Below are 15,151 nucleotides of genomic sequence, written 5' to 3'. Positions count from 1 at the left end.
CCGGGGCAGTAGCCTCGGGCGCCGGACGGTTTCGGACGGGGCGTCAGAGGTCAGAGGGGTGTGCGGGATGCGCGGGGACGCGACGGGCGGCGGGATCAGCCGGCGGGGACGGGGCGGGGGCATGACGGCGCTGGGTGGTGCGCTCGCCCTGGCGCCGATCCCGTTCGCCGACGCCGCCACGGGGCCGGGTTCGGGGCCGGGGCCTTCGGGGTCCGCGGGCTCGGGGCGGCCGGCCCTGACGCTGCGGCGTGGCTCCCCCGCCCGCGCCGGGCTGCTGCCGGGTCCGCTGGAGCGGCTGGTCACCGACGCCGAGCGGTTCCTGGCGCCCTCGCCGGAGCACCCCTGGTACGCGGGCGCCGTCCTGCTCGCCGGGCGCGGCGGCACGGTCGCCCTGCACCGGCCCATCGGCAAGGCCGTGCGCTACTCGGCGTACGACGAGGCGACCGACACCGGTGTCGAGTTCCCCGCCGACCAGCAGATCCCGATGGCCGAGGACACCGTCTTCGACCTGGCGTCCGTCTCGAAGCTCTTCACGTCGATCCTCGCCGTGCGGCAGATCGAGCGCGGGGCGCTGGGCCTGGAGGAGCGCGTCGTGTCGTACCTCCCCGGCTTCGGCGGCGCGGGCAAGCGGGACATCACCGTCCGCCAGTTGCTCACGCACACCTCGGGCCTCGCCGCCTGGATCCCGCTCTACCGGGAGCCGACGCGGGAGGGGAAGCTCCGGATGCTGTGGGACGAGGCGCCGACCGCCCCGCCGGGCAGTGTCTACCGGTACTCCGACCTCAATCTGATCTCCCTTCAGCTCGTCCTGGAGAAGATCACCGGGCGCGCGCTGGACGTGCTGGTGCGCGAGGAGATCACCGTGCCGCTCGGCATGCACCGCACCCGCTTCAACCCGCCCGCGTCCTGGAAGCCGGGGATCGCGGCCACGGAGGACTGCCGGCAGCCGTGGTCGGGGCTCGACCGCGGTCTCGTGTGGGGTGAGGTGCACGACGAGAACGCGTTCGGCTTCGGCGGGGTCGCCGGGCACGCCGGGCTCTTCTCGTCCGCGTGGGACCTGGCGGTCCTGGGCCGTACGCTCCTCAACGGCGGCGCGTACGGCGGGGCGAGGATCCTGCGGCCGGCGTCGGTGGAGCTGATGTTCACCGATTTCACCACCGACTTCCCCGGTGACGGGCACGGCCTGGGCTTCGAGCTCTACCAGCACTGGTACATGGGGGCGATGGCCACACCGCGTACGGCGGGTCACACCGGCTTCACCGGGACCAGTCTCGTTCTCGATCCGACGACCGACTCGTTTCTCGTCGTGCTCGGCAACTCCGTTCATCCGGCGCGTGGTTGGCGGTCGGGCAGCGCGCCGCGGGTCGCCGCGGCGGACCATATGGCGCGCGCCGTGCCCGTCGCCCCCGGGAAGGGCCGGACCGCGTGGTTCTCGGGCATGACCGCCGGCGCCACGGCCACGCTCACACTGCCCGCGCTGCGCTGCGCCACCGGGCGGGGGCGGTTGCGCTGCTCGCTGTGGTGGGACACGGAGCCCGGGACTGACGAGCTGGTCCTGGAGGCGTCGATCGACGGCGGACCCGACGGCGTGGGGGGCGAGTGGCGGCCGGTTCCCTTCACGACGACGCCGTCCGGTCAGGAGACGAGCACACCGCGCCCGACAGGCGCCGTGTCGGGCTGGTCGGGGCGGGTCTGGCACCGGCTGCACGCCGACCTCGCGGGCTGGCGCGGGCGGCCGGTGCGGCTGCGCTGGCGCTACGCGACCGGCGGCCCGTACATCGGCCGAGGAGCGTATGTGGACGAGGTGCGGGTCGAGGACGGCGGCCGTACGGTGTTCGACGGCTCGCGGCGCGGGGACGCCGCCCGCGTCGAGCTGGACGGCTGGAGCGTGTCGGCGGACTGAGCCGCACGCCCCGTACCCGTCCCCGTACCCGTCCCCGTCCCACTCCCCGTCCCCGTCCCCGCCCCCCGCTCCCCGCTCCCCGCTCCCCCGCGACCGTCCGTCCCATCCCGGTGTGGGTCCCGTCGTACCCCGCGCCGTCGTACCCGAGTACGAGGGGCGGGCCGCCGCGCACTAGGGTTTTCCGGATGACCGCGACCACCACCTTCAGTGATGCCTTCCTCCGGACGACCGAGCGGCATGCCGCCTGGGGCGCGCAACAGCTCGAAGCGTTCACCGAGTTCATGCCGACCGGGCCGTGGACGGCCGATCTCGACCAGCGCCTCTACCGCCAGGCGGGTCGCGATCTGCGTGTCTCGGTACTGGGCAGCTTCGACACGACCGAGGGGTCGTGGCTGTGGGGCTGGGCGAACCCCGGTTTCGGGGGAACTCCCGTCGTCGGCGCGGCGGACGAGATACGGCGGCTGGGTGAGGCCCACGGCGTCCCCGAGTTCAGGGACGATCTTGTCGACCTGTCGGGGTTCGACGACCCCCGGTTCGCGGTGGAGACCCTCGCGTTCGGGGCGATGGGCGCGCTCGGCGCCGCCGGCTACCTCGGCGTCCAGGCGTCCCCCGAAGGGCGGCTGTACATGGTGCCGGACGATCCGCAGGTGCCGCGTGCCGTGCCCGACGCCCTCACGTTGCCGCGGGTGCTGCTGACGGGCACGGGCCTGCTCGGCGGGAGTTCGGCCCGCGCGGTGGTGGCCGGGTACTTCGGTCACCACGGCCTGACACACCGCAAGGAGGCGGACCGGATCAGCGCCGACCTGTCCGGCGGTGCCACGGTCGACGTGCTGTTCGACAGCGCCGACCGTGTCGCGTCCGTCGAGATGAAGAACGTCTCCCCGTAACCGTACGACGCCCCCTCAGCCGGCCACTCAGCCGGCCGCCGGAATCCGGCCCGACTCCAGCACCGCCATCGCCGCGTTGTGTCCGGGGACGCCGCTGACGCCGCCGCCGCGCACGGCGCCCGCGCCGCACAGCAGCACGTTCGCGTGGGCCGTCTCCACACCCCACCGGCCGGTGTCGGCCGTGGCGTACGGGAAGGCGAGATCGCGGTGGAAGATGTGGCCGCCGGGGAGCCGCAGTTCACGTTCGAGGTCGAGGGGCGTCTTCGCCTCGATGCAGGGCCGGCCCTCGGCGTCCACGGCGAGACAGTCGGCGATCGGTTCGGCCAGATGCGTGTCGAGCTGATCCAGGGTCGCCTTGAGCAGTTCGTCGCGTACGGCGTCGTTGTCCTCGGCGAACAGCCGCGCGGGCGTGTGCAGTCCGAAGAGGGTGAGGGTCTGGTAGCCCCGCGCCGCCGGCTCGGGGCCCAGGATCGACGGGTCGGTCAGCGAGTGGCAGTAGATCTCGGACGGCGGAGCCGACGGCAGCCTGCCGCCCGCCGCCTCCTCGTACGCCGTCCCCAACTGCCCGTAACCCTCGGCGATGTGGAACGTCCCGGCGAAGGCGTCGCGCGGGTCGACGCCGCTGTCGCGCAGCCGCGGCAGCCGGCGCAGCAGCATGTTGACCTTCAGCTGGGCGCCCTCGGCGGGGGCGGGCGGCGCCTCGTCGAGCAGGGCGGCGAGCGCCTGCGGGGAGGCGTTCACGAGGACGTGGCGCGCGATGACGCTCCCGGTGTCGCCCGCCTCCGTACGGAAGGTGATCCCGGCGCGGCTGCCGTCCGTCTCGACGCGGGTCGCCTCGTGCCCGGTGACGATCTCCGCGCCCGCCGCCCGTGCCGCGTCCGCGAGCGCGTCGGTGAGCGCGCCCATGCCACCGACCGGCACGTCCCAGTCGCCGGTGCCGCCGCCCACTACGTGGTAGAGGAAGCAGCGGTTCTGCAGGAGGGTCGGGTCGTGGGCGTCGGCGAAGGTGCCGATCAGCGCGTCCGTCAGAACGACGCCCCGTACGAGATCGTCGGCGAACCGCTCCTCGATCGCGACGCCGATCGGTTCCTCGAAGAGCATGCGCCAGGCGGCCTCGTCGTCGATGCGGGCGCGCAACTCGGCGCGCTCGGGCAGCGGTTCGGTGAGGGTCGGGAAGACGCGCTCGGCGACGCGGAGGGTCGAGGCGTAGAACGACCGCCAGGCCGCGTACTCGGCGCCGCCGCCGGTCAGCGCGGTGAACGACGCCCTCGTACGGTCGGCGCCGCCGCCCACGAACAGTCCGGTCGCCCTGCCGCCGCGCTCGGTCGGCGTGTACGAGGAGACGGTGCGCTTGCGTACGGCGAACCGCAGCCCCAGCTCGTCCACGATCTTCCGCGGGAGCAGCGACACCAGGTACGAGTAGCGCGAGAGCCGCGCGTCGACACCGGCGAAGGGGCGGGTGGAGACGGCGGCTCCGCCGGTGTGGCCGAGGCGTTCCAGCACCAGTACGGTGCGACCGGCCCTGGCGAGATAGGCGGCGGCGACCAGTCCGTTGTGGCCGCCTCCGACGATCACGGCGTCGTACGAGGCGTGGGCGGGAGAGGCGGGCGAAGCGGGAGAAGCGAGTGCGGGCATGGCTCTTGGTAACACGTCCGCCGCCCGCACGGGACCCCGCCCCCTGGCCCGTTCGCCGGTCAGGGCGCCGACGGACCGTCGCCGGTGCGCGCGAGCGCCGTGTTGTACTCCGTGTCGTCACCGGTGACCGCGCGGCTGGTCTCCCCCGACACGGCGGTCGGCGCGTCCCCCACGAGGGTGATCCGCTGCACGCGGCGCGGCAGGTCGCCGTAGTCGGCGACCGCGTAGTGCTGCGTGGCGCGGTTGTCCCAGAACGCCACGTCGCCGTCCCGCCAGTGCCAGCGGACCGTGTTCTCCAGGCGGGTGACATGGCGCTGGAGGATGCCGAGCAGATCGCGGGAGTCCTCGGCGTTCCAGCCGACGAAGCGGCGTACGAACCCGCCGAGGGTCAGCGAACGCTCACCCGTCTCCGGGTGGACGCGGACGACCGGGTGCTCGGTGACGTACTCGGTGGAGGTGAAGACCTCGCGCTGCGCGCGTGCGGCGTCGGAGTCGTCGCCCGGCCGGTAGGTGGCGTAGTCGTACGCGTTGGAGTGCACGGCCCACAACCGGTCGGCCAGCGCGCGCAGTTCGTCGGGCAGGGTCTGGTACGCGTGCGCGGTGTTGGCCCAGACGGTGTCCCCTCCGTAAGGAGGGATGGTGACGGCGCGCAGGACGGAGCCGAGCGGCGGGTGCTGGACGAAGGTCACGTCGGTGTGCCAGTGGTTGGCGCGGCCCGCCGTGCGGCTGTAGTCGAGGTCGAGGACGGCGGGGGTGTCCGCCAGGGACGGGATGGTCGGGTGGGCGGCTGTCGGGGTGCCGAAGCGGCGGGCGAAGGTCTCCTGCGAGGCTGCGTCGAGCCGCTGGTCGCGGAAGAAGACGACCTTGTGGGCGAGGAGGGCGGCACGGATCTCGGCGATCACGGCGTCGTCGAGGTCGGCGGAGAGGTCGACGCCCTCGATCCGGGCGCCGATGTGGCCGCCGATCCTCTGTACGGAGATGACGGTCTCGGGTGCGGTCATGGCTGGACTCCTTGTCCGGAGGTGAGCGCGGGAGGGGAGACGGCGCGGGAGGCCACGGGCCCGGGGTCAACGCGTGCGGGGCACGCGGACGTTGGGCACGGACGCTCAGTGCGGGTGTTTGAGTTCGGGTGATGCGCGCGGACGTTCAGCGCGTGCGGTCGGCGGGCCGACAGCGCAGTGCGGTGAAGTGGTGGGCGCGGAAGGCGTTGACGCGCTCCCGTCCGGCGGCGCGGCGCGTCGCCGCGATGTTCCGCGTACGGGTGGCGGTAACCCTCGCGGCGGGCGCCCCGACGTACCTCGTGCCGACCGCGCCGGCCGCGCCGACCGTGCGGCGCGAGACGCGGGCCGCACTGAGCACACCACCGGGGCCGCCGAGTCCTGCCTCAACGAGCAGGGGCGGCCGGACGCCTTCGGCCATGCAGGCGATCGTCGCAAGTGGGCGGTGGCGGGTCAACGGCGTGGGGTTACACGCGTATGGCAATCGTGCGAAGCGTGCGCGGGCGGCGACCGAAGGCCGGGGCCGTCCGTCCGGTGGCCGCCTCGTCCTACGGCCGCCCCGCCTCGCGCTGTTGACGCAGGGCCGCCACCCGGCGGTACAGCTCCACCGCCTCGCCGCCCCTGCCGAGTTGTTCGAGGCAGTGGGCCTCGTCGTTGCGGCTGGCGAGGGCGTCGGGATGGTCGGGGCCCATGGTGCGTTCGCGGGAGTCCGCCACCCTGCGGTAGACCGTCAGGGCGTCCGGCCATCGGCCCAGCCAGCCCAGGCCGACGGCGACCTCACGCCGGCTGACCAGGGTGTCCGGGTGGTCGGGGCCCAGGACCCGTTCCCGGATCGCGCACACGTCGCGGGACTCCACGAGGGCTTCCTCCCAGCGGGCGAGCCGGCCGAGGTTGACCCCCAGCCCGTGCCGGGCGCGCAGCGTCTCGGGGTCGGTGGGGCCCTGCACGCGGGTGCGGTCGTCGACGAGGCCGCGGTACAGCTCCAGGGCTTCCGCGCTGCGGCCGAGGCGGCCGAGGCTTATGCCGACCTCGTAGCGCGCCGCGAGGCTGTCGGGGTGGTCGCCACCGAGCGCGTGGGCGCGGCCGACGGCGACGTCCTGGTAGGTCTGGAGCGCTTCCGTCCAGCGGCCGAGCATGCCGAGCGCGTAGGCCACCTCGTAGCGCGTGACCAGCGTGTCGGGGTGGGCGGCGCCGAGGACCCTGGTGCGCGCCACGGCCACCTCGTGCGCCATCCGGTACGAGTCCTCGATCCGGCCGAGCCGGCTGAGGTTGAAGGCGAGGTTGTGTCGGCAGCGCAGGGTGTCGGGGTGGTCCGGGCCCGTGGTGCGTTCGCGGGAGGCGAGCACCGCCGCGTACACCTCGTGCGCCTCGAAGTGCCGGCCGAGCTGCCCCAGGACGTACGCCGTCTCCTGACGTGCCGCCAGGGTCTCCGGGTGGTCGGGGCCCAGCGCCCGTTCGCGGCCTTCCGTGACGCGGACGAACTCCCGCAGCGCGTCCGCCGTGCGGCCGGTCCGGCTGAGCGTGAAGCCGACCTCGTAGCGGCTGGCGAGGGTGTCGGGGTGGTCGGGCCCCAGCGCGTGTTCCCGCTCGGCCGCGACCGAGCGGTGCACCTCGCCCGCCTCGTCCCAGCGGCCGAGCCTGCCCAGGCTGAGGCCCGCGCTGTGCCTGCTGTTGAGCACGGAGATCTGTTCGGGCGAGGGCGTGGGGCGCTCGGGGCGCGCGTGCCCGCCCGCCGAGGTGGCCGCGGGCCCGGACGGCGTGGTCCATTCGCCGGTGAGTCCCGCCGTGTGGTCGGGCGGTGTGGTCCGCGGGACGGCGGAGCCGGTCGCCTTGTGGCCTATGGTCATGCCGTACGTCCAGGACGGCAGCCGGGAGCCCCGCCCTCCGTGCGACGTGGATCTGTCGGCCGCCGGCGGGTGGGCGAGCGTCTGCGGCAGCGCCGGCGGATGGCCCTCTCGGCCCTCGTGCCCGGAGATGGAGCGGGCGGCGATGATCCGGTGCCGCAGCGCGGTGGCGTCCGACGGCCGCTCCTCCGGCGTCTTGGCGAGCAGGTCGAGAACGATCCGGTCCAGGAATTCGGGCAGTTCGGACCGGTGACTGCGCAACGGCCGCGGCACGGTGTCCCGGTGCCCGACCAGGACGGCCCACGCGTCGTCCAGGTCGAAGGGCGGGACACCGGTGGCGATCTCGTAGAGCACACAGCCCAGCGAGTACAGATCGCTGCGGTGGTCTATGTGTCCGCCGCCGATCTGCTCGGGCGACATGTAGTGCGGCGTGCCCATGGCGATGCCGGTGCCGGTGAGCTTGGAGGTGAAGCCGATGTCGTGGCCGAGCCGGGCGATGCCGAAGTCGCAGATCTTCACCGCGCCGTCGGTCAGCCGCACGATGTTGGCGGGCTTCAAGTCCCGGTGCACGATGCCCTGTTCGTGCGTGTACGCGAGCGCGTCCGCGACCTGCTCGGCGATGTCGACGACATCCACCACCGGCAGCGGTCCCTGCCGGTTGTCCTCCAGGAGCTGGCTGAGGTTGCGCCCTTCGAGCAGTTCCATCACCAGATACAGCACACCGTCGTGTTCGCCGAAGTCGTGGACGACGGTGACGCCCCGGTGCTGGAGGGCGGCGGCGACCCGCGCCTCGCGGCGGAACCGTTCGCGCAGCACCCGGGTGAAGGACTGATCCTGCTGCGGGCCGAGCGGCTTGAGGCATTTGACGGCGACGTGCCGGCCGAGCGATTCGTCCTGGGCCCGCCACACCTCCCCCATGCCACCGCGCCCGATCAGATCGAGCAGCCGGTACCGGCCCTGGATCAGACTCGTTTCCGCCATCGCCCGCTGTCGCCCCCGTCGCCTCGCTGCGCCCTCCCCGGCCCGTCCAGTATGGCCGTCTGTCCACGGAGTTTGGCAGCCTGTCTCCTGAGTTCGCGTGGGCCGGGCCGGGTGTCGCGCCCGAGTCGGGCCATCGCGCCCCTGATGTGGCCCGGTGGGATGCGCCGACGCAGCCGGCCGGGGATGGCGCGCAGCAGTCTTCCGGTGCCGACGAGCCGACGGGTGACGCGCCGTGGGGCGGGGGCGTCCCTGCCGTACAACTCGTGGGCGTAGCCGGGCAGTGAGTCGTACGCGAGGGCGCCGACGTGCCGCCACAGCACCGCGCGGGCGGGGACGAGCAGGGGGTGTACGGGCGGGCGGCGCAGGAAGTCGTCCACTTCCCGCGCGTCGGGCCCGGCGGCCAGCTCGGGCCGTACCCGCTCGAAGTAGGCGGCGAGTTCGGCGCGGTCGGCGGGCACGCGCGCCGGGTCGAGGCCGACGAGGCGGGCGCCTTCGCGGTGTTCGTCGATGTAGCGGTCGGCCTGGGCGTCGGTGATCGGCAGGCCGGAGCGGCGCAGGACGTGCAGGTAGGAGTCGACCTCGGCGCAGTGCACCCAGAGCAGCAGGTCCGGTTCGTCGACGCCGTAACGGTCCCCGGTCGCCGGGTCGGTGACCTTGATGTGGGTGTGGATGCGGCGGACGCGGGCGCCGGCCTTCTCGGCGGCTTCGGTGGTGCCGTAGCTGATGGTGCCGACGAAGTTGGCCGTCCGCATCAGCCGTCCCCAGGCGTCCTTCTTGAAGTCGCTGTTCTGTACGACTCCGCGCACGGCGCGCGGGTGCAGGGCCTGGAGGTAGAGCGCGCGGACGCCGGCGACCCACATCATCGGGTCGGAGTGGAGCTGCCAGGTGACCGAGTCGGGGCCGAAGAGTCCGGGGTCGGCGCGGGCGGCGGCCCCGGTTCCGGCGTCCGCGTGGGCGTCGCTGTCCTGGTGGCTCACCGTTTCTCACCCCTCCGTCGTCGGCCGCACCGCCCAGATTAGCCGCGTGCGGCACACCGCCCGTCAAAGGGCGGGGCGCTTCCGAGGGGCGGCGGGGAGGGAGGCGTTGCAGGATGGCCGCATGCTGCTGGCCACGCTCGCCCATGTCTCGCGGGAGGTCGCCGCGACGTCGGCGCGGTCCCGGAAGATCGACCTGCTGGCCGAACTCTTCCGCGCGGCCGAGCCCGCCGACGTACCGGTCGTCATCCCGTGGCTGGCGGGCCGGCTGCCCCAGGGACGGATCGGTGTCGGCCGGCAGGCGCTGAAGGATCCCGCGCCGCCGGCGGACACGGCCACGCTGACCGTCCGCGAAGCGGACGATGTCGTCACCGCTCTCGCCGCCGTCACCGGCCCCGGCTCGCAGAGCGGACGCAGACGGCTGGTCCAGGACCTGCTGGGCGCGGCGACCGAGGAGGAGCAGCGGTTCCTGATCGCGCTGCTCTTCGGTGAGGTGCGTCAGGGCGCGCTGGACGCCGTCGCGGGGGAAGCGCTCGCCCGGGCGACCGAGGCCCCGCCCGCCGCCGTCCGGCGGGCCGTGATGCTGGCGGGGTCGCTCCAGAGCGTCGCCGAGCGGCTGCTGGCCGACGGCCCCGACGCGCTCGCCGAGTTCCGGCTGACCGTGGGCCGCCCCGTACTGCCGATGCTCGCGCGGACGGCGGGGAGCGTGGCCGAGGCGGTGGAACGGCTCGGGCCGTGCGCCGTGGAGGAGAAGCTGGACGGGATCCGCGTCCAGGTGCACCGGGAGGGTGCCGCCGTACGGGTCTGTACCCGCACCCTCGACGACATCACCGACCGGCTGCCGGAGGTGACGGCCGCCGCGCTGGCGCTGGACGGTGACCGATTCATCCTGGACGGCGAGGTCATCGCCCTGGACCCGGACGGCAGGCCTCGCGCCTTCCAGGAGGTGGCGGGGCGGGTCGGCTCCCGTACCGATGTCCGGGCGGCTGCCGCCGCCGTACCGCTGTCGCCGGTCTTCTTCGATGTGCTCGCCGCAGACGGCGACGGCCTGCTCGACCTGTCGTACGCCGAGCGCCGTACGACGCTGGACCGGCTGGTCCCGGAGCCGATGCGGGTCCGGCGGGTGGTGGTGTCCGCGCCGGACGGGGGCGGGGACGGGAGCGGGGACGGGAGCGGGGCTCTCGACGAGGTGGAGGCGTTCTGGCGGGCCACGCTCGACCGGGGCCACGAGGGTGTCGTGGTGAAGGCGCTCGACACCCCGTACAGCGCGGGCCGGCGCGGGGCCGGATGGGTGAAGGTCAAACCGGTCCATACGCTGGATCTGGTGGTCCTGGCCGCCGAATGGGGCCACGGCAGACGCACGGGCCGCCTGTCCAATCTCCATCTGGGCGCCCGGCGGCCAGACGGCTCGTTCGTGATGCTGGGCAAGACCTTCAAGGGCCTGACGGACGCGATGCTGGAGTGGCAGACGGCGCGGCTGCGGGAACTGGCCGTGGACGACGACGGGTTCACCGTACGGGTGCGTCCCGAGCTGGTGGTGGAGATCGCCTACGACGGGCTCCAGCGCTCGTCCCGCTACCCGGCGGGGGTGACGCTGCGGTTCGCGCGGGTGCTGCGCCACCGCGAGGACAAGCCGGCGTCGCAGACGGACACGCTGGAGACGGTTCTGGGTACGTAGCGCGTTGGCCGGGCCGGGAGAGGCGGCGAATCGACATCGCTGGGGCGCCGCGCGTCTGACCCGTCGGCGCGGTCGGCGGCCCGCGCGCCGCGTCACGCCGTGAGGCCGGCGCACCGTGCCGGGCGGCGCGGCGGCGCGGCGGCGCGGCGGCGCGGCGCCGCGGCGGCGACCGCGGCCGCGGCCGCGATCGCGGGGCTGACGTTCGGAGCACCGGGGGCGAGCGCCGCGTCAACCACCGCGGCGGGGAAGGGCGGTTGCGGCCGGTACGAGGGCGAGACCGTGCTTGTCACCGGCGCGACCTCGGGCATCGGCCGTCGCGTTGGCCGGCGAGCGGGGCCAAGGTCGGTTTCTGCGGTCGTCGGGAGAGCCTTGGTAGTGACGAGGATGGGCCGGTGGCCGGGGGTGGCGTCGTGCCAGGCCTTCATGTCCGCGAGACGGCCGGGCAGACCCTGGTCGCGCGCCTCGGGTGCGCAGCTCACCGGCGGAGGACGGAGGCTTACGCGACCGGGCACTGTTCGCAGTACGGCGAGAACGGACGCACCCGGTGGCCGATATCCACGCCGTCCCGCCGGACAGGCCCTAAGGCACCGGGCGCCGGGGCCGAGCCGCCTGGCGGCCCATCAGCTCGGCGAGTCCCCGCCGGGTGGCGGCCAGCACCACACGGTCCTGGGGGCGCAGCACGTAGTCGGGCTCCAGATCCCAGACCAGGCCGGCGGTCCGGTCCTCGTCGTGGTCACGCCGGGTGTCCGCGAGATCGGGCAGCCGGTCCCCCGGCGCCGCCGTGTCCCGCGCGATGACCCGCCAGGCGCCCGGCCTGAACACCTCGGCGACGGTGCGCCCTTCGAGCCTCGGGTGGCCGGCCACGTCGATGGCCGCGACCAGCAGCACCTTGCGCTCGACCGGGATCGCGCCGAGGATCTGACGCCCCATCATGGCGATGGCGAAGGCCGGGGCGGCGAGCGTGGAGACGCTCCGGCTCCGGGTGAGGGCACGGGGATGGGCGGCGCGCAGCGTCCGGTAGACGGCGGTGGCGAACTCGTCGTCGTACAGCCGCAGCGCGACCCGCAGGTCCGGCTTGACGGACCGCGCGTACAGGGCGGCTTCGAGGTTGGTGACGTCGATGCTGGTGAGCGCGAGCAGGGCGTGCGCCCGGTGCACCTTGGCCGCCTCCAGGACGCCCTCCTGCGTCACGTCGCCGACCACCGTCGGCACCCGCAGGCTGCGCGCGAGGGCGATGCCCCGGGCCTCGGGGTCCTCCTCCACGCACACGACGGGGATGTCGAGTTCGCGCAGCCGCAGCAGCACCCTGCTGCCGATCTTGCCGAGGCCGAGCAGCACGACGTGTCCGGACAGACCGCGGGGCGGCCTGCGCAGGGCCGACGCGTTGCGGAACGTGCCGAGCGCTTCGAGTACGGCGGCCAGCAGCACCGGAAGCAGCAGCAACCCGGTCACTCCGGACAGGAGTTGGATCAACTGGCGGTCCAGATCCTCACCGGTCGCGGGGTCTCCGATGGCGAACAGGTCGAGCAGGACGATGTACGTCGCGTGCAGCGGGTGGTCGTCGGTGGTGATCGCGGAGGCGACGGCCAGGGCCAGTACGGCGGCGGCGATCCCGGCGAACGACCAGCGCAACCGCCGCGAGAAGAGTGCGCCGAGCGGGGCGCCGCGCCCCGTGGTCCGGCGGCGTGACAGCGGCTCGCCGTCGTGGGAGACGGCCTCCAGGACCACGGTGCCCCGGCCGGTGGCCGCCGCCGTGCCGGCGTCGTCGGGCAGCAGCCGGGGGCCGTCGTCGCCGCTGCTGTCCGAACCCTCCTCGCCCGCCGGGTCGTTGGTGGTCGAGGACAGCAGGGCGAGGGTGCACAGGCCGGGGTCGGCGACCTCGCCGGGGCCCGGCGGGTTGCGCTCCACCGCCCGCAGCATCAGCCCGTCGGCCCGGACGATCTTGCTGGTGCCGGCGACGGCGGTGGCCGCCAGCGCGGGAGCGGCCGTGTCGGCGTCGGAGAGCACGGTGGTGGAGGCGTCGAGCGCGGCGATGTCCAGGCCGGGGACGGCGACGGCCGCCGCCTGGTCGAGCAGGTCTTCGAGATGTTGGCCGAGTTTGCGGTTGTAGAGCCGGATGACGAGGCGCAGTTGGGGGTTGAGGCGCCGTGCCGCGAGGGCCGTTCTGATGTTGACCTCGTCGTCGTCGTGGACGAGCGCGAGCGCCGCCGCCTCGGCCACGCCCGCTTCCTCCAGGACGTCGGTGTCGAGTTCCGCGGCCTCGATGAGCCGCGGGAGTTCGGGGTCGCCCGGCCGGCCGTCGGGACCGCCGGTCGCGGGGCCGTACGTCCGGGCCATGACCGCAGACATCCGGCCGATGAGGGCGGAGGCCCTGCCACGCCCGGTGAGCGGCGCGGGGTCCCGGCGTTCCGCGCGCACGGGCGGGACGACGAGGGTCACCTGTTCCGCGTATACCTCACGCAGTTCACCGGCCAGCCGGTGGCCGAGCGCGTCGTCGCCACACACGATCATGTGGCCGGGCTGCGGGCCGTGTTGTACCTGGGGCGGAAGTTGCGGCAGTGACGTCACAGGCCCAGTGTGCCGAACAGGACGTCAGGAGACGCACGTTCCGGCCGGGTCACGGCCCGGCGGAACCACGCGGCGGACCACGCGGCGGACCACCCGGCGGGACCACGCGGCACCGATCAGCGCCGGACCGCCCTCAGGACCACGAACTTCGGGTCGCTCGCCATGACGTCGCAGTTGCCGAACAGCCGCCGCAGCTTGGTGTGGTAGCCGAGATGCCGGTTGCCGACGACCCACAGCTCGCCACCGGGGCGCAGCGCCTCGCGCGATCCGGTGAACATCCGCCAGGCCGTCGCGTCGGTGGTCGCCTGATGGCTGTGGAACGGCGGATTGTTCAGTACGAGGTCGGCCGACCCGTCCTCCACGGTGGCCAGGCTGTCACCGACGACGAACTCCGCCGGACGGTCGGTGTCGACATTCTTGCGGAACGTCGCCTCGGCGGACGCGACGGCCGAGAAGGACTCGTCGACGAAGGTCAGCCGGGCCGCCGGACTGGCGACGGCGACGGCCGTGCCGACGACGCCGTTCCCGCAGCCGAGGTCGACGACATGCTCCGGACCGCGACGCCCGGGCAGATTGCGCAGGAAGAACCTCGTGCCGATGTCGAGGCGTTCCGCGCAGAAGATCCCGGCGTGGTTGACGACGGTCAGGCCCGATCCGGTGCCGGCGCCTTCGGGCACGGTGTACGAGATCGGCCAGGGACCGGCCGCCGCGCGGGAGCGGTCACCGGAGCGGGCGCGTTCGGCGTCGGGCGCGCAGAAGATCAGGCGTGCCTTCTTCACGGCGAGCGAGGTCCGGGTGGGACCGAGGATCTGCTCGAAGAGTTTCAGCGTGGAGGTGTGGATCTCGGTGACCTTGCCGGTGCCGACCACGACGGTCCCCGGATGCACGGCGGGCGCCAGCCGGTGCAGTTGGTCCTCCAGGAGGGAGAGGCTCTTGGGCACCCGGATCAGCAGGACGTCGATCCGCTCGGGCGGTGTGTCCCGCGCCGACAGCAGCCGTACGGCGTCGGTGTCGACGCCGTTGCGCAGCAGGTTGGCCCGGGTCGCCCGCTGGGTGAGGTACGAGTCGGTGATCTGTACGGGGCGGTACGGGGCGAGCGCGGTGGCGAGCGCGCCCCACCGGTCGCCGACGACGGCCACGCGACCGGTCAGATCCACACCGGCGAGGCCACTCCCGGCGTCGGCACTCCCGGCGTCGCCGCCGCCGGTGTGCGCGGCGGCCTCGCCCTCGGCGAGATGCCGCAGCAGATACTCGTCGGCCGCGTCCCAGGCCCGCAGCGTGTCGCGGGGCTGCTCGGGAAAGCGGGCAAGGTCGAGATCGCCCCAGGGCGTCGTCAAACGGTTCATCGTCCACTCAGGCTAACCGAGCGGGCGGGCCGTCCCCTCGGGCAGGTAACCCGCTGAACTGCCGTTCAGCCGTCCCCGTCCGTACGGTCCCGGTCCCCCGCCGCCTGTTCCCTGGCCATCTCACGGGCCCGCTGGAGCGCGGCCCTGGCCTGCCGCACGGTCAGTACGGCGGCGAACTCGGACCGTGCGACGGCGAGGACGACATCGGCGTCGGCCGGCGGTTCCGGATGGTTGCGCAGGGCGATGTCGGCGGCGGCCAGCGCGAGGATGTCGTCGTCGGGCGACCCGCCCGGCTGGGACATGGTCCGCATGACCTGGTGCCAGAGCCCGCTCATGC

The 15,151-nt window shown here is 73.8% G+C and carries 12 protein-coding genes; 3 read left to right on the top strand and 9 right to left on the bottom strand.

Going from position 1 to position 15,151, the window contains the following annotated elements:
• The first annotated feature begins 67 nt into the window (after window positions 1-67).
• Both OG700_RS36245 and OG700_RS36240 read left to right on the top strand, forming a co-directional pair.
• Complete coding sequence (locus OG700_RS36245; RefSeq protein ID WP_405621121.1) at window positions 68-1,903, top strand: serine hydrolase; 1,836 nt, start codon at window positions 68-70, stop codon at window positions 1,901-1,903.
• Window positions 1,904-2,088: 185 nt separating this feature from the next.
• Window positions 2,089-2,790 (top strand): DUF6882 domain-containing protein, encoded by a 702-nt coding sequence (locus OG700_RS36240; RefSeq protein ID WP_405621119.1) that lies wholly within the window; start codon window positions 2,089-2,091, stop codon window positions 2,788-2,790.
• Between the two features lie 27 nt (window positions 2,791-2,817).
• Here the strand turns inward: OG700_RS36240 and OG700_RS36235 are convergent, their stop codons facing one another.
• From OG700_RS36235 to OG700_RS36215, 5 genes are all read right to left on the bottom strand, one after another.
• Window positions 2,818-4,425, bottom strand: a complete 1,608-nt coding sequence (locus OG700_RS36235) for a phytoene desaturase family protein (RefSeq protein ID WP_405621117.1) — start codon at window positions 4,423-4,425, stop codon at window positions 2,818-2,820.
• Window positions 4,426-4,484: 59 nt separating this feature from the next.
• The gene (locus tag OG700_RS36230) at window positions 4,485-5,426 is read right to left on the bottom strand and encodes a TauD/TfdA dioxygenase family protein (RefSeq protein WP_405621115.1); all 942 of its coding nucleotides are present in this window, start codon (window positions 5,424-5,426) and stop codon (window positions 4,485-4,487) included.
• A 145-nt stretch (window positions 5,427-5,571) separates the two neighbouring features.
• Complete coding sequence (locus OG700_RS36225) at window positions 5,572-5,844, bottom strand: hypothetical protein (protein ID WP_405621113.1); 273 nt, start codon at window positions 5,842-5,844, stop codon at window positions 5,572-5,574.
• 127 nt (window positions 5,845-5,971) lie between these two features.
• Window positions 5,972-8,248, bottom strand: a complete 2,277-nt coding sequence (locus OG700_RS36220; protein ID WP_405621111.1) for a tetratricopeptide repeat protein — start codon at window positions 8,246-8,248, stop codon at window positions 5,972-5,974.
• Window positions 8,230-9,225 (bottom strand): oxygenase MpaB family protein, encoded by a 996-nt coding sequence (locus OG700_RS36215; RefSeq protein ID WP_405621109.1) that lies wholly within the window; start codon window positions 9,223-9,225, stop codon window positions 8,230-8,232. Before OG700_RS36215 ends, OG700_RS36220 begins: the two co-directional genes overlap by 19 nt.
• 121 nt (window positions 9,226-9,346) lie before the next feature.
• Here OG700_RS36215 and OG700_RS36210 point away from each other — a divergent pair, with 121 nt between their 5' ends.
• Entirely contained in the window at window positions 9,347-10,900 is a 1,554-nt protein-coding gene (locus tag OG700_RS36210) for an ATP-dependent DNA ligase (RefSeq protein ID WP_405621107.1), read from the top strand.
• A 92-nt stretch (window positions 10,901-10,992) separates the two neighbouring features.
• On the opposite strand, the gene OG700_RS36205 is transcribed toward OG700_RS36210, so the two are convergent.
• From OG700_RS36205 to OG700_RS36190, 4 genes are all read right to left on the bottom strand, one after another.
• Entirely contained in the window at window positions 10,993-11,190 is a 198-nt protein-coding gene (locus OG700_RS36205) for a hypothetical protein (RefSeq protein WP_405621105.1), read from the bottom strand.
• A gap of 289 nt (window positions 11,191-11,479) precedes the next feature.
• Window positions 11,480-13,411, bottom strand: a complete 1,932-nt coding sequence (locus OG700_RS36200; RefSeq protein WP_405621103.1) for a potassium channel family protein — start codon at window positions 13,409-13,411, stop codon at window positions 11,480-11,482.
• Window positions 13,412-13,584: 173 nt separating this feature from the next.
• The gene (locus OG700_RS36195) at window positions 13,585-14,814 is read right to left on the bottom strand and encodes a methyltransferase (RefSeq protein ID WP_405621101.1); all 1,230 of its coding nucleotides are present in this window, start codon (window positions 14,812-14,814) and stop codon (window positions 13,585-13,587) included.
• 65 nt (window positions 14,815-14,879) lie between these two features.
• Window positions 14,880-15,149: a hypothetical protein gene (locus tag OG700_RS36190; protein ID WP_405621099.1), complete on the bottom strand. Its 270-nt coding sequence runs from the start codon at window positions 15,147-15,149 to the stop codon at window positions 14,880-14,882.
• Window positions 15,150-15,151: the final 2 nt, after the last annotated feature.

The organism is Streptomyces sp. NBC_01508 (genome assembly GCF_045040315.1).
Taxonomy (GTDB): domain Bacteria; phylum Actinomycetota; class Actinomycetes; order Streptomycetales; family Streptomycetaceae; genus Streptomyces.
The sequence above is the reverse complement of the archived record's forward strand: the minus strand, read 5'-3'. Positions and strand labels throughout refer to the sequence as shown.